This is a genomic window from Aromatoleum aromaticum EbN1, from assembly GCF_000025965.1.
Classification (GTDB): domain Bacteria; phylum Pseudomonadota; class Gammaproteobacteria; order Burkholderiales; family Rhodocyclaceae; genus Aromatoleum; species Aromatoleum aromaticum.
Window position 1 is genome coordinate 834,932 of the sequence record NC_006513.1, and the last position, 19,313, is coordinate 854,244.

16 protein-coding genes are annotated in these 19,313 nt (G+C 65.1%); 2 read left to right on the forward strand and 14 right to left on the reverse strand.

Annotated features, from left to right (window positions below):
- Positions 1-35 precede the first annotated feature (35 nt).
- Positions 36-1,403 (reverse strand): adenylosuccinate lyase, encoded by a 1,368-nt coding sequence (gene purB, locus EBN1_RS04000; RefSeq protein WP_011236624.1) that lies wholly within the window; start codon positions 1,401-1,403, stop codon positions 36-38.
- A 132-nt stretch (positions 1,404-1,535) separates the two neighbouring features.
- Here purB and apaG point away from each other — a divergent pair, with 132 nt between their 5' ends.
- Positions 1,536-1,919: a Co2+/Mg2+ efflux protein ApaG gene (gene apaG / locus EBN1_RS04005; protein WP_011236625.1), complete on the forward strand. Its 384-nt coding sequence runs from the start codon at positions 1,536-1,538 to the stop codon at positions 1,917-1,919.
- A 49-nt stretch (positions 1,920-1,968) separates the two neighbouring features.
- On the opposite strand, the gene EBN1_RS04010 is transcribed toward apaG, so the two are convergent.
- The 7 genes from EBN1_RS04010 to secA form a co-directional block, all read right to left on the reverse strand.
- Positions 1,969-5,040 (reverse strand): EAL domain-containing protein, encoded by a 3,072-nt coding sequence (locus tag EBN1_RS04010; RefSeq protein ID WP_049780170.1) that lies wholly within the window; start codon positions 5,038-5,040, stop codon positions 1,969-1,971.
- Between the two features lie 693 nt (positions 5,041-5,733).
- Positions 5,734-6,234, reverse strand: coding sequence for a hypothetical protein (locus tag EBN1_RS04015; protein WP_011236628.1), 501 nt, complete (start codon positions 6,232-6,234; stop codon positions 5,734-5,736).
- 271 nt (positions 6,235-6,505) lie between these two features.
- Complete coding sequence (locus tag EBN1_RS04020; protein WP_041645714.1) at positions 6,506-6,913, reverse strand: hypothetical protein; 408 nt, start codon at positions 6,911-6,913, stop codon at positions 6,506-6,508.
- Between the two features lie 122 nt (positions 6,914-7,035).
- The gene (locus EBN1_RS04025; RefSeq protein WP_157866571.1) at positions 7,036-7,491 is read right to left on the reverse strand and encodes a hypothetical protein; all 456 of its coding nucleotides are present in this window, start codon (positions 7,489-7,491) and stop codon (positions 7,036-7,038) included.
- On the reverse strand, positions 7,451-8,698 hold the full coding sequence (locus tag EBN1_RS04030; protein ID WP_011236632.1) for a tyrosine-type recombinase/integrase: 1,248 nt from the start codon (positions 8,696-8,698) through the stop codon (positions 7,451-7,453). The genes EBN1_RS04025 and EBN1_RS04030 overlap by 41 nt, the downstream gene beginning before the upstream one ends.
- A gap of 195 nt (positions 8,699-8,893) precedes the next feature.
- The gene (gene argJ / locus EBN1_RS04035) at positions 8,894-10,132 is read right to left on the reverse strand and encodes a bifunctional glutamate N-acetyltransferase/amino-acid acetyltransferase ArgJ (protein WP_011236633.1); all 1,239 of its coding nucleotides are present in this window, start codon (positions 10,130-10,132) and stop codon (positions 8,894-8,896) included.
- 155 nt (positions 10,133-10,287) lie between these two features.
- Positions 10,288-13,011 (reverse strand): preprotein translocase subunit SecA, encoded by a 2,724-nt coding sequence (gene secA, locus EBN1_RS04040; protein WP_011236634.1) that lies wholly within the window; start codon positions 13,009-13,011, stop codon positions 10,288-10,290.
- 171 nt (positions 13,012-13,182) lie between these two features.
- On the opposite strand from secA, the gene EBN1_RS04045 reads away from it, so the two are divergent.
- Complete coding sequence (locus tag EBN1_RS04045) at positions 13,183-13,617, forward strand: DciA family protein (RefSeq protein ID WP_041646905.1); 435 nt, start codon at positions 13,183-13,185, stop codon at positions 13,615-13,617.
- 82 nt (positions 13,618-13,699) lie between these two features.
- Here EBN1_RS04045 and EBN1_RS04050 read toward each other — a convergent pair whose 3' ends face one another.
- The 6 genes from EBN1_RS04050 to EBN1_RS04075 all read right to left on the reverse strand — a co-directional run bounded on the left by EBN1_RS04050 (position 13,700) and on the right by EBN1_RS04075 (position 19,303).
- Positions 13,700-13,888: a hypothetical protein gene (locus EBN1_RS04050; protein WP_041645719.1), complete on the reverse strand. Its 189-nt coding sequence runs from the start codon at positions 13,886-13,888 to the stop codon at positions 13,700-13,702.
- An 8-nt stretch (positions 13,889-13,896) separates the two neighbouring features.
- Entirely contained in the window at positions 13,897-14,817 is a 921-nt protein-coding gene (gene lpxC, locus EBN1_RS04055) for a UDP-3-O-acyl-N-acetylglucosamine deacetylase (RefSeq protein WP_011236637.1), read from the reverse strand.
- Between the two features lie 237 nt (positions 14,818-15,054).
- Positions 15,055-16,194 carry a cell division protein FtsZ gene (ftsZ, locus tag EBN1_RS04060; protein WP_011236638.1) on the reverse strand — a complete coding sequence of 380 codons (1,140 nt, stop codon included), beginning with the start codon at positions 16,192-16,194 and terminating at the stop codon, positions 15,055-15,057.
- A gap of 139 nt (positions 16,195-16,333) precedes the next feature.
- A complete protein-coding gene (ftsA, locus tag EBN1_RS04065) occupies positions 16,334-17,563 on the reverse strand; it encodes a cell division protein FtsA (RefSeq protein WP_011236639.1) in 1,230 nt (409 codons plus the stop codon).
- Positions 17,560-18,396: a cell division protein FtsQ/DivIB gene (locus tag EBN1_RS04070; protein ID WP_041645720.1), complete on the reverse strand. Its 837-nt coding sequence runs from the start codon at positions 18,394-18,396 to the stop codon at positions 17,560-17,562. The genes ftsA and EBN1_RS04070 overlap by 4 nt, the downstream gene beginning before the upstream one ends.
- Positions 18,389-19,303, reverse strand: a complete 915-nt coding sequence (locus EBN1_RS04075; RefSeq protein WP_041646906.1) for a D-alanine--D-alanine ligase — start codon at positions 19,301-19,303, stop codon at positions 18,389-18,391. Before EBN1_RS04075 ends, EBN1_RS04070 begins: the two co-directional genes overlap by 8 nt.
- Positions 19,304-19,313 lie beyond the last annotated feature (10 nt).

Below are 19,313 nucleotides of genomic sequence, written 5' to 3' on the forward strand. Positions count from 1 at the left end.
GGCGGCGCTCGTCAGTGCCCGTTGCGTGAGAACGGTCAGATGCGTTTTGCCAGCGTCGCCGCCTTTCCGACATAGCTGGCGGGCGTCATCGCCAGCAGCCGCGCCCGGTCGGCTTCGGGAATCGCAAGCCCGCGAATGAACTCGTGCAGCGCCTCGCGCGTGATGCCCTTGCCGCGCGTCATCGCCTTGAGCTGTTCGTAGGGGTTCTCGATGCCGAAGCGGCGCATCACCGTCTGCACCGGCTCGGCGAGCACTTCCCAGGCGCCGTCGAGGTCCGCAGCCAGCCGTGCCGGCTCGGCTTCGAGCTTGTTCAGCCCGCGCAGGCACGAATCGAGCGCCAGCACCATGTGGCCGAAACCGACACCCATGTTGCGCAGCACCGTCGAATCGGTCAGGTCGCGCTGCATCCGCGACACCGGCAGCTTTTCCGAGAAATGACGCAGCACACCGTTGGCGATGCCGAGGTTGCCTTCGGCGTTCTCGAAATCGATCGGATTGACCTTGTGCGGCATCGTCGACGAACCGACCTCGCCTTCCTTGAGCTTCTGCTTGAAATAACCCAGCGAGATATACATCCAGAAGTCGCGGCAGGCATCGATCAGGATCGTGTTCGTGCGCGCCATCGCATCGAAGAGCTCGGCCATCGCGTCGTGCGGCTCGATCTGGATCGTGTACGGGTTGAATTCGAGACCGAGGGATTCGATGAAGCCGCGGTTGAAGCTTTCCCAGTCGAATTCGTCCCATGCCGACAGGTGCGCGTTGTAGTTGCCGACAGCGCCGTTGAACTTCGCCGTCAGCGACACGCGGGCGATCGCGGCGCGCGCGCGGATCAGACGCGCGGCGATGTTGGCCATTTCCTTGCCGAGCGTCGTCGGGCTCGCCGGCTGGCCGTGGGTGCGGGACAGCATCGCCAGGTCGGCGTGCTGGTGCGCAAGCTCGCGCACCCGGGCGATGACGCGATCGAGCGCCGGCAGCAGCACCGCGTCACGCCCCTCGCGCAGCATCAGCGCGTGCGAGGTGTTGTTGATGTCTTCCGAGGTGCACGCGAAATGGATGAACTCGGAGACTTTCGTGACTTCGTCGTTATGCCCGAGGCGTCCCTTCAGCCAGTACTCCATCGCCTTGACGTCGTGGTTCGTGGTCGCCTCGATGGCCTTGACTGCTTCGCTGTCCGCGGTCGAGAAATCAGCGACCAGGGCCTCGAGCTCGGCGACGGTCGCAGCGGAGAACGGCGCGATCTCGGCGAGGCCCGGCTCGGCGGCGAGCGCCTTCAGCCAGGCGACTTCGACTTTGACCCGGTTGCGGATCAGGCCATGCTCGGAGAAGTGTGCGCGCAGGCCCGCGACCTTGTCGTGGTAACGGCCGTCAAGCGGAGAAAGAGCAGTCAGGGGCGAAACGGGCATAAGGGAATTTCCGGGCAAAGGTGCTATTTTACCCTTCCGGGCCCGTGGCGAGCGTTCGCCGGCGACGATGTTCGCCGCTCGTCCGAACAACTTGTCGAACCCTCAAACCCGCCCCAGCCGAGAGACCAGACTATGAGCGAATCCGAAAAATATCGCATCGAGGTGGAAGCCATCGCCGAGTTCGTACCGGGACAATCCGACCCGGACGAAAACCGCTACGTTTTTGCATACCACATCACGCTGACGAACACCGGCGAAGTGCCCGCCCAGTTGATCAGCCGGCACTGGGTCATCACCGACGGCGCGGGCAAGGTCCAGGAAGTTCGCGGCCTCGGAGTGATCGGCGAACAGCCGATGCTCGCGCCGGGACAGCAGTTCAGCTATTCGAGCGGGTCTGTCCTCGAAACCCCGGTCGGCACGATGCAGGGCAGCTACCAGATGGCGGCCGAGGACGGCCACCGTTTCGACGCCGAAATCCCGGCCTTCATGCTGGCGATGCCGCGCGTGCTGCACTGAGCGAAGCCTCCGGCTACCCGCGACGGGAGGAAATTCGGGGATTCCGAATTCATTTCGCCGCCAGTTCCGGACGCCACGCCCGCAGCCACACAGCCAGTTCGTCGGGCGGCAGCGGCCGGCTGAACAGGTAGCCCTGTACCTCCTGGCAGCCGCTCGCGCGCAGAAAGGCGAGCTGTTCCGGTTTTTCCACGCCTTCCGCGATCGTGCGGAACCTCAGCGTGCGGGCGAGGCTGACGATCGCCTCGACGATGGCTTCGCCTTCGGGGTCCTGAGTCAGGTCGCGCACGAACGACTGGTCGATCTTGAGCTTGTCGATGCGGAAGCGCTTGAGGTAGTTGAGCGACGAATACCCGGTGCCGAAATCATCGATCGACATGCGCACGCCATCCCGGTGCAGCGCGTCCATCATCGCCACCGCCGCGACAGGATCGTCCATCATCGCGCTTTCGGTCAGCTCGAGTTCCAGGCAACTGGCGGGCAGGCCGGCTTCGGCGAGAATGCGTGCCACGGTGGCGGGCAGGTTCTGCTGGCGGAACTGGTGCGCCGACAGGTTGACCCCCACCTGGCCCAGCTGCAGCCCGGCGAGCTGCCACGCCTTGAGTTGCAAGAGCGCAGTCTGCATGACCCACTCCCCGATCGGCAGGATCAGCCCCGTGCTCTCCGCAATCGGAATGAACTCCGCCGGCGACACCAGCCCGAACTCCGGATGTTGCCAGCGGATCAGCGCCTCGACGCCGGCCACCCGCCCGAAGTCGACGAGATCTATCTGCGGCTGATAGTGCAGCACCAGTTCATTGCGCTCCAGCGCGCGCCGCAGCGCGGTCTCGAGCCGCAGCGTGTGCGCCGAACGCAGCTGCATCTCCGGGGCAAAGAACCGGTAAGTGTTGCGCCCGTCGCTCTTCGCCCGGTTCGTCGCGGTATCCGCCCTTTGCAGCAGCGTCTCGAAGTCCTCGCCATCAGCCGGATACATCGCGATGCCGATCGACGGCGTCACCAGCATCTCGTGATCTTCGATGAGCATCGGATCGGCGGCTGCGACGATCAGCTTCTCGGCCACATGGGCGGCGCACTCGACCTGCGCATGCGGCAGCAGGATCAGGAACTCGTCTCCGCCGAGACGTGCCAGCGTGTTTTCCGCGCACAGCGCGTTGCGGAAACGCCCAGCGATCTCGACCAGCAGCCTGTCGCCGATGCGATGGCCGAGCGTGTCGTTGATATGCTGGAAGTGATCGATGTCGATATACATCACGCTCAGCGACTCGCCGCTGCGCTGCGCGTTCCCGATCGCCTGGCGCAACAGGTCCGCGAACAGGCTGCTGTTGGGCAGCCCGGTGAGGGTGTCGAAATGGGACAGGCGCCGGATATGCTCCTGCGCCTCGTCACGGCGCGACAGGTCGCGCACGAACAGCGAAAAACAGGCTGCGCGCCCGGCATCGAACGTGACGCTGACTTCGACCGGCTTGAGTTCGCCCGACTTCGTGCGGTGCCGGGTCTCGAACGTGGCGTTGCCGTCCTCGACGGCGGATGCGATATGCCGCGCCATTTCCGAAGCGTCGGAGGCATCGAGCTGCGTGACGTGCATGCCGACCAGCTCTTCGCGGCGATAGCCCGAAAACTCGATGTAGGCGTCGTTGACTTCGGTCAGCAGCCAGTCGCGGTTGAGCAACCAGAACCCGTCCTGCGACGTTTCGAGCACTTTGCGGTATTTCACTTCGCTCTCGCGCAGCGCCGCGCTCGTGCGCGCCTGCTCGGCGACCAGGTCGATGCGGTCGAGCGCGTAGCCGATGTCGGCCACCATCTCGGTGATCAGATCCCGCATCTTCACATCGAACCCCTGGACGTTCGTGTCGTAGAGGTTGAGCACCAGATGCACCTGCCCGCCGCGCAGGATCGGAAACGCTGCGGCCGAGCGCCATCCGAATTTGCGCGCCCCCGCATGCCAGGGACGTGTCGTACTCTCGGCGAGATAATCCTCGACGATCACGGGCTGGTTGCTGCGCCACGCAGTGGCAGTCGGTCCGGCTGACTCGGGGCCGCACGGCTCGAGCGGAATCACCAACCCATCGACATACCCGCCACCCTCGCCAAAACGCGCCACCGGGACGAGGTTGCCGCTATCCGGATCGCGACGTCCGATCCATGCCATCGCCACCCCGCCAAGTTCCACCGCGATTTGACAAGTGCGCCGCAGCAACTCGGGTTCGCTGTCGACGCGCACGATCATCTGGTTCGTCGCCGAGAGCGCCGCGTAGATCCGGTTCAGCCGGGCGTATTGCGCGTCGTGGCATGCGAGCGCTGCCGCCATGTCGTTGAAACTGGTCGCCAGTTCGGCGACCTCGTCGCGCCCGGATACGACGGCGCGGACCGACAGCTCACCCTGCGCGACTTGCTGCGTCACGGTGCGCAACTCGCGCAACGGCCGCACGACGAGCCGCTGCAGCAGCGCGCCGAGCAGGACCAGGAGCAGCGCATAGCCTCCGCTGCGCAGGCCGAATTGTTGCCACCAGATCTCCGCCGCGCGAACCCGCACCTCGTCCATCGGCAGCTTGATGCTCATGAGGCCACGCAGGTCGCCGACCTTGTAACCGTAGGCCTCCTCATAGGTGTCGCGAATCGTCGCGGGCGCGGTGTCGCGCTCGCCGTGGCAGCGCAGGCAATAGGGTTCGAGCCAGATCGGCGCGCTGAAGTGATAGACATCCCGCCCGCCCTCGTCGCGGATTTCGGCAATGCGTTCGCTGACCGCCGGATGCTGACGAAACCAGTCCATCGCCGCCATTTCGTGCGCGTCAGCCCGGTTATCGGGATTGCGTGGACGGTCGGAGACGTTGTTGAACCACAAGCCGGTGCTGATCCACCGGGGAAATTCGCCCGAGATGCACGACAGCGCATGCGCCGGCAGAAAGCCGAGGGTTCTTTCGTCAACGGGCAGGCCGCTGGCGAGGAACTGCTGCTGATAGACCCGCCGCGTCGCCATCAGCAGCGCCCGCACGACGCGCGCGTGCTCGTCGAGCCCGGCGCGCACCTGCGTTTCGATGCCGCGATAGCCGAGGTACAGATCGGCGCTCATGATCGTGAGGATCACGGCAGCGACGCCCAGCCAGATTTTCAGTTGCAGGTTCATGCGATCATCTAAGCCATTCGAGCTCCCGGACCGCGACGTGGTCCGAGGGGCATCCGTCATTTATCATGCCATCAGCATCACGCCGATGGCATGATAAACGTCATTATGGCTTCGCCGCTGGCTGAAACACGTGCACAAATCAACAGGCGAGGGATGATTTGCCGAGCACAGCGAGGCGCCGCGAGCGCGGCCAGCGGTTCTCGTCTGTGACCGCCCCGAGCAGCGGGGCGGGCTACGGTAGTCACACAACAGATATGCAACCCGATGACGACGCTACGTTTTCAGCCAGGCTAAACCGCCTTGTTACTCTCAACCTTACTCACATTCGCCATCGCTGCCTTCAAAAACCCCCTCACCCGCTCTATACCTCCGCCCGATCACAAAAGAGCTAAGGCGCGCCGTCGATTTCCTTGTGCGTGCCGATCCGGCGGAGAATTGCAGTACCCCCGTCGATTTCGAACGAGAGCTTGTGCGAATGATTCGGGGTGACGTGGACCGTGTGGATGCTCGGCCTTCGATACCCACCCAACTTCTCAAAGCGAAGCATGGGAGACCGGGGATTCTTAGTGAGGTTGAGGAGCACAGTATCAACCTTCCCCTGGAGGCCGTGATCGAGGCGCTTATAGTCACGCTCAAATCGCCCGGTCATGGCAAGGCGGCGGATGACGACTCCGCCGTTTTGGTGCTCCTGCCTCATCCCGCTTTTAGCAGGGAGAGCATTTGTTCAACTGAACTGAACGGTCCGCTAACTGGTGACAAGTCGGCGTCGTGCTCCATGATCGCCCAGCGAAGCGCGGTCATGGCGGAGTGGAGATGTTGAAATGCCTCGATGGTCTCGTCGTAAGCGCTAAGGACGCAGGCCTCGTGCTCACCCCCGAGTTCGCGATCTTTGACCCCTGATTGTCGCCGAATACGAAATTGCTCGATCAGACGCTCGATGGCATTTTCGGCGTTGTGAATGGTATCGGCCGTAATGTCATCGGGGTCAATCTCGTCTTGTGGCTCTGCCTTGCAGATCAGGTCGGCAAAACGCTCAGCCTTTGCTGCAGCAGTTTGAGCCTCATCGGAAAGAGTGGTGAGCCAGTCGACGACGCCATCGACGGCGCGCAGCAGTGTGAGGTTCGCAGTGCAACTATCTGACACCACGTCGCAAAACTGGTGCACAGCCTCCGGACCTCTTAGCTTAATGTTCATTCGCATTCACTCCATATCACCGTCCTACACGGGCGGTTCCGCTTTCGATTGAGCGGATTTGGTCACTACTCATCCCACAACAAGGCCCGCAAAGCGCGGGCCAATCGGGAAGGTCTTGCCATACTTGAGAGTATAGCCACCGACTCCGATGACGTCAGCTCAGTGTTGCGGATGGACAACGGAAGCGACGGCCAGTTCTGGAATGTTGAAACGTCTTAAGCCGAACCATACGTAGTTCTTTCTGGAGAAAAACGTGGCGCTCTTTCTACCCTCACCCACCCCACGACGCCCGGCCGCTCACCCGTCGCGCTACACCCCGCGGCGGCACATGCACGGCCGGCAGCAGCGGGTTGCGGCTCGTCACCTCGCCGAAGCGATAGCGCCGCGTCTCCTCTTTCGTGCGCGCGGTACCGCGATAGGTGACGATTTCCTCCTGCACGATGCCGCGTGCGACCATGCGGCGAAAGGCGAAGGCAAGGGGGCGCCACTTTACCCGCAGCGCCTCGGCCGCAGCGACGGCGCCGACCCATTCCCCCTCATGCGCGACCAGCACCGCCAGTGCCGCGATCTCGACTTGACGGCGGTTCTGCTGGGTGCGACGACTGCGCGGCGCGCCGCCGGGTTCCGTCGTTGCAGTCGTCGGCGCGGCCGACTGGCGAAGGTGGGCGGCTAAGGACACGGGAAACCTCCTGCTCGATCCCGGACGCGCGCCGGCGGACATAGCGGATTTTCCGGACGATGGGAGTGAGGGGGGCCCTTGCCTGACATGCTGTTTAGGCGGCAAGCGTGAGATACCCTCAACTAGAGCCAATCGGGATACAGCGCCTTCGGCATCGCGTGGAAGGCGTCGGGGCCTTTCCCGTCTCGCCTGAGCTTCTCGAGCTCATCCTTCCCGTCTTGAATCGCAGCGTCGACGGCGCGCTTGGACCGGCCCGACGCGGAGGCTAGCTCCTTCGAAATCGACGTAGCGGAACCGACCCTCAGCGAGGCCGCGAGCGCGTGGCCAACCGGGCTGCCGATGCCGCGGCGGTTGCCGGCTTTCAGGCTGAGGAACTCGCCCAGGGTGCTGGTACGAGGGTGCTTCTTGTCCGAGTTGCGCGGCTGCCCCGCGGCTGCCCGGAACGCGGTGGCGAAATGCAGCGCGAGCGCCCCGGGCAACGCTTCGCCCCGCTCGAGAAATCCAGCCGCGTGCACGAGCAATCGCCCCGCGGCGTCCTCATCGTATGGCGCCTGTGCAAGATCTGTCTCCCAGCTCATGCGGCCACCCGCTTGAACGCCACCACCGTCCCGCCCCGCCCCGCTTCGCCTGGTCTGACAGATCACCCCACCACTGCAGGAGCTCGCGCCGCTCGTCGAGCAGCTGCGCGTGGTTGTACGCGCGGCGGATCTGGTTGCGTTCCTGGTGCGCGAGACACAGCTCGATGACATCGGCTCGCCACCCGGCGCCGTTGGCGATGGTCGAGAACGTGCCGCGCACCCCGTGCGGCGTGAACTTCCCCGCGTAGCCGGCGCGCCGGAAAAGATCGCGAACCGCCTCCCCGCTCATCGGGCGCTTCCGGTCGGAGCGGTGGGGGAATACGTGCTCGAGCGTGCCGGTATGAACCTGCACCCGGCGCAGGATCTCGACGGCTTGCCGGGTGAGCGTAACCACGTGCTCCTGTTTCGCCTTCATGCGCCCGGGCGGGATCGTCCAGAGCCCCGCGTCAAGATCGATTCCCGCCCAGCGTGCGCCCGTCACCTCATTGATGCGGCAGGCCGTCGCCCACATCAGACCGACAGCCTCTTTCACGGTCACTTCCCCGGGGGCGGCCGCGATCGCCCGCAAGAAGGCGCCGATCTCGTCGTTGCGCAGGATCGCGTGATGATTCACCTGAGTGGGTTTCACAGCGCGACGGAGCGGAAACGTCGGATCGTCCTCGCGCAGCTGCTCGACCACGGCGAAGCGGAACACCCCGCCCACCCATGTCTTGACTAGCGCGGCCTGTGTGGGCGAGCGCTTCTCCACCTTGCGCAGCATCGCCAGAACGTGCGCCGCTTTGAGGTCGGCGATCGGGTACTGCCCGATCTCTGGAAACACGTCACCGGCCATTCGGGCGCGAACCTGCCGAATGTAGTTTGCCGACCAGTCCGGGCGGTTGCGCTCGATCCATTCCGCCGTCACCGTCTCGAACGTTGAGCCCAGCGCGAGGATGCGCTCGGCCTTTTCCAGCCCGCGATGGTGTGACGGGTTGATGCCCTTGCGCACGAGCTCTCGTGCCTCATCGCGCGCCCGCCTCGCATCCTGCAGCCCCATTGCCGGGTATTCGCCCAAGGCGTGCATGTTCTGCTTGTCGGCCAGGCGGAAGCGATAGCGCCAGAACTTCGCCCCGGAAGGCCTTACCTCGAGGCACAACCCATGCGAGTCGGCCACGCGATATGTCTTGTCCGTGGCTTTGACAGCCCGGCATTTGGCATCGGTGAGCATGACGTATCCGTCCAAAAAGTGAGTAATCCGGGCGTTACTCACACCCGAACGAGAGTAACGCTGCTCGTTACTCGCTACCTTACTCACTTTTTAGTCGGAAGCACACGGAATAAATCGGAAGGGCATGGAACGAAAAAGCCCGGCAGTACCGGGCTTTTGTTCTTACGCTGCATTCCGCAGCATTACGTAACCGGGCTAGCTACGGTAGTCGGCGTTGATCTTCACGTAGTCGTACGAAAAATCGCATGTCCATACGGTTGCCCGTGCACGGCCCCGTCCGAGATCGACACGCACGGTGATCTCGGCTTCCTTCATCACCCGGACGCCGTCCTCCTCGCGGTAGGTCGGGGCGCGGCCGCCGAGTTCGGCGACAAGTACCTCTTCGGCGGCGGTTCCAAGCCACACCCGTAGGCCTCCGACGTCCAGGTCCTGGATGCCGGCATAGCCGATCGCGGCGAGAATGCGGCCGAGGTTCGGGTCCGAGGCGAAGAACGCGGTCTTGACGAGCGGCGACTGGCCGATCGCGTACGCCACTTTGCGGCATTCAACGACGTCGAGACCGCCTTCGACAGCGATCGTCATGAATTTGGTCGCGCCTTCGCCGTCGCGGACGATCGCCTGCGCGAGCCGGATCGACACGTCGATGACTGCGTCGCGCAGCGCGTGGAAATCCGACCCGAGCGGGTCGGCGATCTCGGCGTTGCCGGCCTGGCCGGTGGCGACGACGATGAACGAGTCGTTGGTCGAGGTGTCGCCATCGACCGTGATGCTGTTGAACGACAGATCCGCGGCCTCCTTCGTCAGCGCATCGAGCAAGGCCTGGGAGACGGCGGCGTCGCAGGCGAGAAAGCCGAGCATCGTCGCCATGTTCGGCTTGATCATGCCGGCGCCCTTGCTGATGCCGGTCAAGGTGACGGTGCGACCGCCGATCTCGACCTGCCGCGACACCGCTTTCGCCAGCGTGTCGGTCGTCATGATGGCGTGCGCCGCGTCGAACCAGCCGTCCTCGCGCAAATCCGCGTGCGCCGCGGGCAGCCCGGCGATCAGGCGGTCGACAGGCAGCGCTTCGAGGATCACGCCGGTCGAGAACGGCAGCACCTGCTCGGGCGCGACGCCCAGGGTGCGGCCGACCGCGACGCAGGTCGCGTGGGCGTCCGCCAACCCCTGTTCGCCGGTGCCCGCGTTCGCAACGCCGGTATTGATAACCAGCGCGCGCACGTCGCCGCCGGCGATGTGCTGCTTGCACAGCTGCACCGGCGCCGCGCAGAAGCGGTTGAGGGTGAACACACCGGCGACGCGGCTGCCGGCGGCAAGTTCGATCAGCGTCAGGTCACGCCGGTTGGCCTTGCGGATCCCGGCCTCCGCGACCCCGACGCGAACGCCGGGCACCGGAAGGAGATCGGACGGCTGCACAGCGATCAGATTCACAGGCATGGTTTTCTCCGTGGAACAGGATACGAGGTGGAAGGCCGCCCGTGGCCACGGTCAAAACGATCGGCCATGCCCGGAATAACCGGAATCCGGGTCGTGGCACGCGATTGCGCGAGCGCTCCGGGGGCGAATCCCGGCAACTCCTCGCGCATCGCATCTCAGCTCAGCTTGCCGTGGCAATGCTTGTATTTCTTGCCCGATCCGCACGGGCACGGATCGTTGCGCCCGATTTTCGGTCCGGCGGGCGCTGCTGCCTGCGCGGCCTCCGGAGCAGTAGCGACCCCGAGGGCCTCGTCGAAAGCGGCATGCTGGTACTGCACGTTCTCGAGCTCGGGGGGCACTTCCGCCTCCTCGAGCTGTGCTTCGGTGCGCACCTGGACCGTCATCAGGAGTTTGGAGACGTCGTTGCGCACGGTATCGAGCAGGGTCTCGAACAGCTCGAAGGCCTCGCGCTTGTATTCCTGCTTGGGATTCTTCTGCGCGTAGCCGCGCAGGTGGATGCCCTGCCGCAGGTGATCGAGCGCCGCCAGGTGCTCACGCCAGTGGGTGTCGAGGCTCTGCAGCATCACGTTGCGCTCGAACTGGTGCCATGCGACCGGATCGACCTGCGCGGTCTTCACCGCGTACTGCTCCTCGGCAGCGGCGAGGAGGCGCTTGAGGATCGTCTCGTCGTCGAGATTCGGTTCCGCCTTGAGCCATTCGCCGATCGGCAGCCGGAGCTGGAACTCGGACGCGAGCGCCTGTTCGAGCGCCGCGATGTCCCATTGCTCCTCGACGCTGTCGACCGGCACGTGGACGCGGAAGCTGTCGTGCAGCACGCCCTGGCGCATCGCGCGGATCGTCTCCGAGATGTCGTCGGCTTCGAGCAGTTCGTTGCGTTGCTGATAGATGACCTTGCGCTGGTCGTTCGCGACGTCGTCGTATTCGAGCAGCTGCTTGCGGATGTCGAAGTTGCGCTGCTCGACCTTGCGCTGCGCCGATTCGAGCGAGCGCGTCACCATCGCATGCTCGATCGCCTCGCCCTCGGGCATTTTCAGCCGCACCATGATCGCGTTCAGGCGTTCGCCGGCGAAGATTTTCATCAGCGGGTCTTCGAGCGACAGGTAGAAGCGCGAACTGCCCGGATCGCCCTGGCGTCCGGCGCGGCCGCGCAGCTGGTTGTCGATGCGGCGCGACTCGTGCCGCTCGGTGCCGATGATGTGCAGGCCACCGTTGGCGAGCACCTGCTCGTGCACCGGCTTCCACTCTTCGCGCAGCGCGGCCGTGCGGGCCTCCTTCTGCTCGGGCGTCAGCGTCTCGTCGTCGCGTACTGCGGCGAGCTGCCGCTCGATGCTGCCGCCGAGCACGATGTCGGTGCCGCGCCCGGCCATGTTCGTCGCGATCGTGATGACTCCCGGGCGCCCCGCCTGCGCGACGATCTCCGCTTCGTGCTCATGCTGCTTCGCGTTCAGCACCTGGTGCGACAGATCGACGCGGTTCAGCTCGCCCGACAGGAACTCGTTGATCTCGATCGACGTCGTGCCGACCAGCACCGGCTGGCCGCGCTCGACACATCCGCGGATGTCCGCGATCACCGCGTCCCATTTTTCCTTCGCGGTGCGATAGACCTTGTCGTTCTCGTCCTTGCGGACCATCGCCCGGTTCGTCGGCACGACGACGGTTTCCAGCCCGTAGATCGAGTGGAATTCGAACGCTTCGGTGTCAGCCGTACCGGTCATGCCGGCGAGCTTGCCGTACATGCGGAAATAGTTCTGGAAGGTGATCGACGCAAGCGTCTGGTTTTCGGCCTGGATGCGCACGCTTTCCTTCGCCTCGACCGCCTGGTGCAGGCCGTCGGACCAGCGCCGGCCGGCCATCAGGCGGCCGGTGAACTCGTCGACGATGACGACTTCGTTGTTCTGCACCACGTAATGCTGGTCCTTGTGGTACAGCGAATGCGCGCGCAGCGCCGCGTACAGGTGATGCACGAGCAGGATGTTGCCCGGGTCGTAGAGGCTGGTGCCTTCGGCAAGCAGGCCCATCCGGGTCAGGATCTGCTCGGCGTTCTCGTGGCCCTGTTCGGTCAGCAGCACCTGGCGCGCCTTCAGGTCGAGCGTGTAGTCGCCCGGCTTGATGACGTTGTCGCCTTCGCCTTCCTGCTCGGCGAGCATCGGCGCGACCTGGTTGAGCTTGAGGTAGAGGTCGGTATGGTCTTCGGCCTGCCCCGAGATGATCAGCGGCGTGCGCGCCTCGTCGATGAGGATCGAATCGACTTCGTCGACGATGGCGAAGCTCAGCCCGCGCTGCACCCGCTCGCCGGTCGAATAGACCATGTTGTCGCGCAGGTAGTCGAAGCCGAACTCGTTGTTCGTGCCGTAGGTGATGTCGGAGGCGTACGCGGCCTGCTTCGCCTCATGCCCCATGCGTGACAGGTTGCAGCCGGTCGTGAGGCCGAGAAAACCGTAGATGCGGCCCATCCAGTCTGCGTCACGGCTCGCGAGGTAGTCGTTGACGGTGATGACATGCACGCCCTTGCCGGTCAGCGCGTTGAGATACGCGGGCAGCGTCGCGACGAGCGTCTTGCCTTCACCGGTGCGCATTTCCGAAATCTTGCCGTTGTGCAGCACCATTCCGCCGATCAGCTGCACATCGAAGTGCCGCATGCCGTGGACCCGCTTGCCGGCCTCGCGCACGACGGCGAACGCTTCCGGCAAGATGCTGTCGAGCGACTCTCCGTTCGCGACCCGCTGCTTGAAGTCGGCAGTTTTCGCCTGCAAGGCCTCGTCCGACAGCGCGGAGATTTCCGGCTCGAGCGCATTGATCGCACGTACGGTCTGGGAATACTGGCGGATCAGGCGGTCATTGCGACTGCCGAAAATTTTCTTGAGTAGGCCGGAGATCATGGATGGTGGGGTCGGACGATTCGGCAAAGGCGCAAGTTTAGCATGTGGGTGGAATCGATCCGTATTGCAAGTCACGCTGCGCCGCAAGGGCGTGACCACGTCCCGCCCTTGCGGCGCTTGCAGGCGCAGGGCGTGAAACCTACCATGGGGAATGATCGCGAGCGCACTTCCATGACCCAGCTTATCCAGCGATTTCTCGGCAGCGGCGACGCGCTCGCACGTTTGCGCGACCACGCTGCGCGCCTGCGCAAACTTCAGGCGGTGCTGGAACAGCATCTTCCCCCGGCCCTGGCGTCCGCGTGCGCAGTCGCCAATGTCAAGAACGACACTCTCGTGCTCTTGGCCCATGGCGGAGCGGTCGCCGTGCGGCTCAAGCAGATCGCACCGACTCTCGCGGAACAGTTCGGTGCGGCCGGCATGCCGATCCGGACGATCCAGGTCAAGGTCCAGGTGATCGAGGAGCGCGAAGCGCCGCGCCCTGCCCCGGACCGGACGCTGTCGGACGCGGGGCGGCGCAGCCTCGCCGATTTTTCATCGAGCCTGCCGGCCGATTCGCCGCTGCGCGAATCGCTGGAGCGACTGATAGATCGCAGCCGGGCCGGCTGAAGCGCTCGTTAGAGCACCCTCGCGCTACGCGCGGTCCCGCCATGCGGGACTGAGCGCTTCTTGGGACGGCCCGGCGAAGCGCTCACGCGAGCGGCAGGAACACCCGCTCGAGCGCGAGCAGCGCGAGGAATACGAAGACGACGACGAGGCCGGCGCGAAGGAAATTCCACGCCCAGCGGCGATAACGAGGATTGCCGGTCAGCATCCATGCGATCAGCGAGGCGCCGATGCCGATCGCCGCAAGGACTGCGAGAAGACGAATGGCCAGCATCGTCGTGATCAGGTCGCCGGCGCGAGCTCGAACTGATGACTCACCGCGGCGGGAGTCATTCCCGGCTGCTCGAACGTGGCGATTTCCCACGCCGAGCGGTCCTCGAGCAGGACGCGCAGGATCTGGTTGTTCAGCGCGTGCCCCGCCTTGTGCGCGCTGTAGGCCGCGAGCAGCGGGTGGCCGCACAGATACAGGTCGCCGATCGCGTCGAGCACCTTGTGCTTGACGAACTCATCGACGTAGCGCAAGCCGTCGGAATTGAGCACGCGGTATTCGTCCATGACGATCGCGTTATCGAGGCTGCCACCGAGGGCCAGTCCGTGGGCGCGCATCGAATCGACATCCTGCATGAAACCGAAAGTACGGGCGCGGGCGACGTCGCGCACGTACGAATGTTCGGCAAAATCGACGGTCACGCTGGTCGAGGTCTTGTCGATCGCCGGGTGGTTGAAAACGATCGAGAATGTCAGCCGGAAGCCGTCGTGCGGCTCGAGCCGCACCCATTTGTCGTCCTCGCGGTACTCGACCGCCTTTTTCACGCGCAGGAAGCGCTTCGGCGCCTTCTGCTCCTCGATGCCTGCCGACTGCAGCAGAAACACGAACGGGCCGGCGCTGCCGTCGAGGATCGGGAGCTCGGGCGCATCGACGTCGACGTGAAGATTGTCCACGCCCAGGCCGGCCACCGCAGACATCAGGTGCTCTACGGTGCCGACTTTCGCCCCGTTGCGCTCCAGTCCGGAGCACATGCGCGTGTCGCACACGGAATACGGATCGGCAGGCAGGTCGCACGGCGGATCGAGATCGACGCGGTGAAAGACGACCCCCGTGTCGGGCGCTGCCGGCCGCAGCACGAGCTGGACCTTGCGTCCCCCGTGCAGCCCTACCCCGGTGGCCTTGACGATCGATTTGAGGGTGCGCTGCCTGATCATTTTTGAATTATTCCTGTTTCCGGCCAGCAGTTTAACACGGCAACCGGCGCCTTCCGGGACCCTGCGCGCCGGGCGGGTCCACGGGCGGCACTGCCTGCAACGGTTCATTGGACCGCGGCAGGAGCGTTTCGCTCCGGCGGAAATCTGGGGCGGGAGCGCGAGGCCACAGGCGCCCTGACGCCGACCGGAGGCAGCGGTCTACGGGGCGCCTGTCGAACGGGACGAAACGCCGGTGCGTCAGTCGGCCTGCTTGCGCAGGAAAGCCGGGATGTCGTAAGTTCCCATGCCGTTTGCACTCATCGCTTCGACGGTGGTGCGCCGGGTGTGGCGGATCACCGCCGGGACGTCGAGATTGGCCATGTTGACGTTGCCGCCGAGCGCGCCGTAAGTGCCCGTACCCTGCACGACCTGCATCACTGGCTGGCGTCCGGTGCGTGGCGCGCCGAGGCCGGTCGCGACGACGGTCACGCGCACGCGGTCTTCCATCGCCTCGTCGAACACGGTGCCGTATTTCACGAAGGCTTCGGGGGCAGCGAACGCCTGCACCGTTTTCACTGCATCGCGCACTTCCGACATCTTCAGCGAGCGGCTGGCGGTGATGTTGATCAGCACGCAGCGCGCGCCCGACAGTTCCGTACCTTCGAGCAGCGGGCTGACCGCGGCCTGCTCGGCAGCGATGCGCGCCCGATCGAGGCCATCGGCTTCCGCCGAGCCCATCATCGCCCGACCCATCTCGCCCATCGCGGTGCGCACGTCCTGGAAGTCGACGTTGACGAGGCCGGGAACATTGATGATCTCGGCAATGCCGCCGACCGCACTGCGCAGCACGTTGTCCGCCGAGCGGAAGCAGTCCTCGAAGCCGGCGTCGTCGCCATACACTTCGAGCAGCTTGTCGTTGAGCACGATGATCAGGGAATCGACGTAGCGCGTCAGTTCCTCGATACCGCTCTCGGCCACCCGCAGGCGGTTTTCGAAGTCGAACGGCTTGGTGACGACCGCGACGGTCAGGATACCCATCTCCTTCGCGATCTCGGCGACCACCGGGCCGGCACCGGTGCCGGTGCCGCCGCCCATGCCGCCGGTGATGAAGCACATGTGCGCGCCGTCGAGCGCCGCCGCGATGGCATCGCGCGAATCCTGCGCGGCAGCCCGGCCGGCTTCGGGTTTCGATCCCGCGCCGAGCCCGGAGCTGCCGAGCTGGATCTTGTTCGGCGCGAGGCAGCGGCTCAACGCCTGGGCGTCGGTGTTGGCAACGATGAACTCCACGCCCTGCACATTCTCGCGGATCATGTGGTCGACAGCGTTACCGCCGGCCCCGCCGACACCGATCACCTTGATCACCGTGCCGGTCTGTTCCTTCTCAACGATTTCGATCATTTGCCTCGTCTCCTGAATATCAACCGTTTTGCGCACTGCGTTCCCGGCCACTGCATTTAGTGTCAAACGCAAATTTTATAACTAAATAGCAGGTTAACGCGGGCGCACCTTCAAATTCGACGGATGACTCCCCATCCGCTCAGAAATTCTTCTCGAACCATGACTTCATCCGCCCGAACACCTGGCGGACACTGCGCGTTTCACGTGCCAGCATGCCCCGCCGGCGCTGCGCGGACCCTTCCATCACCAGCCCCATCGCGTTCGCGTAGCGCGGCTGGCACACGACGTCGGCAAGCCCTCCTGCATACTGCGGCGAGCCGATGCGCACCGGCATGTGGAACACTTCCTCGCCGAGCTCCACCATGCCCAGCATCATGGAGGAACCGCCGGTCAGCACGACCCCCGACGACAGCAGCTCCTCGTAGCCGCTGCGGCGCAATTCGGCCTGCACCAGCTCGAACAGTTCGGAGACCCGCGGCTCGATGACGTCGGCGAGACGCTGGCGCGACAGCGGCCGCGGCGGCCGGTCGCCGACGCCGGGCACTTCGATCATCTCCTCGGGATCGGCGAGTGTGTGCAGCGCGACGCCGTGGCGGATCTTGATCTCCTCGGCTTCGGAGGTCGGCGTGCGCAGTGCCATCGCGATGTCGTTGGTGACCTGGTCACCGGCGATCGGGAGCACCGCAGTGTGGCGGATCGCGCCATGAGTGAAGACGGCGATGTCGGTCGTACCGCCGCCGATATCGACGAGGCACACACCGAGGTCCTTCTCGTCCTCGGTCAGCACCGCGTAGCTCGACGCGAGCGGCTGCAGGATCAGGTCCATGACCTCCAGGCCGCAGCGGCGCACGCACTTGATGACGTTCTGTGCCGCCGACACCGCGCCGGTGACGATATGCACCTTGACCTCGAGCTTGACGCCGCTCATGCCGATCGGCTCGCGCACGCCGCCCTGGCCGTCGATGATGAACTCCTGCGTCAGGATGTGCAGGATCTGCTGTTCGGCCGGGATCGGCATCGCGCGCGCGACCTCGATCACGCGCTCGACGTCCAGCGGCGTGACCTCCTTGTCCTTGATCGCGACCATCCCGTTGGAATTGAAGCTCTTGATGTGGCTGCCGGCGATCCCGGTATAGACGTCGCGGATCTTGCACTCGGCCATCTGCTCGACTTCCTGGATCACGCGCGCGATCGCATCGACGGTGGCCTCGATATTCACAACCACGCCGCGTTTGAGACCGCTGGTCGGCTGCGTCGCGAGCCCGATGACATTGAGGCGCCCGTCCGGACGCGACTCGGCCACCATGCAGGTGACCTTGGCGGTACCGATATCGAGACCGACGACCAAGTCCTTGTATTCCTTGCTCATTGCTTGCCTTTCGTTGCTTTCAAGTCGCCCACCGGAGTGAGCGCGAATCCGCTCGGATAGCGGAGATCCGCTACCGCAACCTGTACTCCGACGCTGTCGCGCGCGTTCGGCCACGCATGAACGAAGCGCGCCAGCCGCTGATCAGTCGGGGCCTTTTCATGGTCCCGGCCGAGCACGATGACCAGGCCGTCGTCGAGGCGCAACTGCCACGCCTGGCGCGCCGACAGCGCCAGGCTGACGAGACGGCGACCGAGCGGCTCGAGCACGCGCTCGAACTCGCGATGCCGCGACTGGATGTATGCCGCCGAGCCCTGCGGGCCCGAGAAAGCCGGGATGTCGGCGTTGCTGGCGGCGATGAACACTTCGCCGTAGCGATTCACGAGCTGCGATTCGCCGCTCTCCGAAACCGTCCAGTACGCCGCCGCCTGGTGCTCCTCGAGCCGCAGTTCGAGGACGTCCGGCCAGCGCCGCCGTACTTCCGCACGGCGTACCCACGGCAGCTTCTCGAACACCCCCCGCACCTGCTCGAGGTCGACCGAGAAAAAATTGCCGCGGATCGCGGTGCGCGCGACGTATTCGAGTTGCGCTGTCGTGACCTGTGCCGGCGGCGTCAGCACGACGACTTCGCGCAGCGGAAAAAGCGGCCGCGACAGGAACCACACCACGAGCGCGTAGCCGAGCGCGACCGCCGCGAACAGCATCAGCACCTCCGAAATCAGGTTCAGCGTCGCCGGCCTGTCCCACAATCCTTCCTTTTCGCGGGCGCGTGCCGGCGCCCGGTTGCCGCCGAGGCCGCCGTGACGCAACGCGGTGCCGGGACGGAAGTCAGCCAAGACGCGCGTCCTCGAGGATCGCCAGGCACAGCGCGGTGAAGTCCAGCCCGACGGCTTTGGCCGCCATCGGCACCAGCGAATGGCCGGTCATGCCGGGCGAAGTGTTCATCTCGAGCAGGTACGGCCGGCCGTCCCCGGTCAGCATCAGATCGGCGCGACCCCAGCCGCGGCAGCCAAGCGCGCGCGCGCTCTTCATCACCAGCGCCTGCAGCGCCTGCTCCTGTTCGGCGGGCAGGCCGCTTGGGCACAGGTAGCGGGTTTCATCGGTGAAATACTTGTTCTGATAGTCATATTTCCCGCCCGGCGCCTCGATGCGGATCACCGGCAGCGCACGCTCGGCGAGGAAAGGCACCGTCAGCTCGGCGCCGACGATGAATTCCTCGGCCAGCACGAGGTCATCGAAGCGCGCCGCGCGCTCCCACGCCGCCTTGAGCTGGCTCGCCGCGGTGACTTTCGTCGCGCCCATGCTCGAGCCTTCATGCACCGGCTTGACGAAGATCGGCAGCCCCAACTCGGCGACGACGGCCTCCCAGTCGGTATCCCCGGCGAGGATCGCGTAGCGCGGTGTCGGCAGGCCGCATGCGGCCCACACCATTTTCGTGCGCCATTTGTCCATGGCCAGCGCGGAGGCCATCACGCCGCTGCCGGTGTAAGGGATCTTCAGCAGTTCCAGCAGCCCCTGCACCGTGCCGTCCTCGCCGCCGCGGCCATGCAGCGCGATGAACGCCCGGTCGAAGCCCTGCTCCTTGAGGATGTGCAGGTCCTGCTGCGCCGGGTCGAAGCCATGTGCGTCGACCCCAGCTGCCTGCAACGCTGCCAGCACCGCACCGCCGGACATCAGCGAGACTTCCCGCTCCGCGGACGTGCCGCCGAGCAGCACTGCGACTTTCCCGAATTTTGCCCCCACGCCGTTGCCC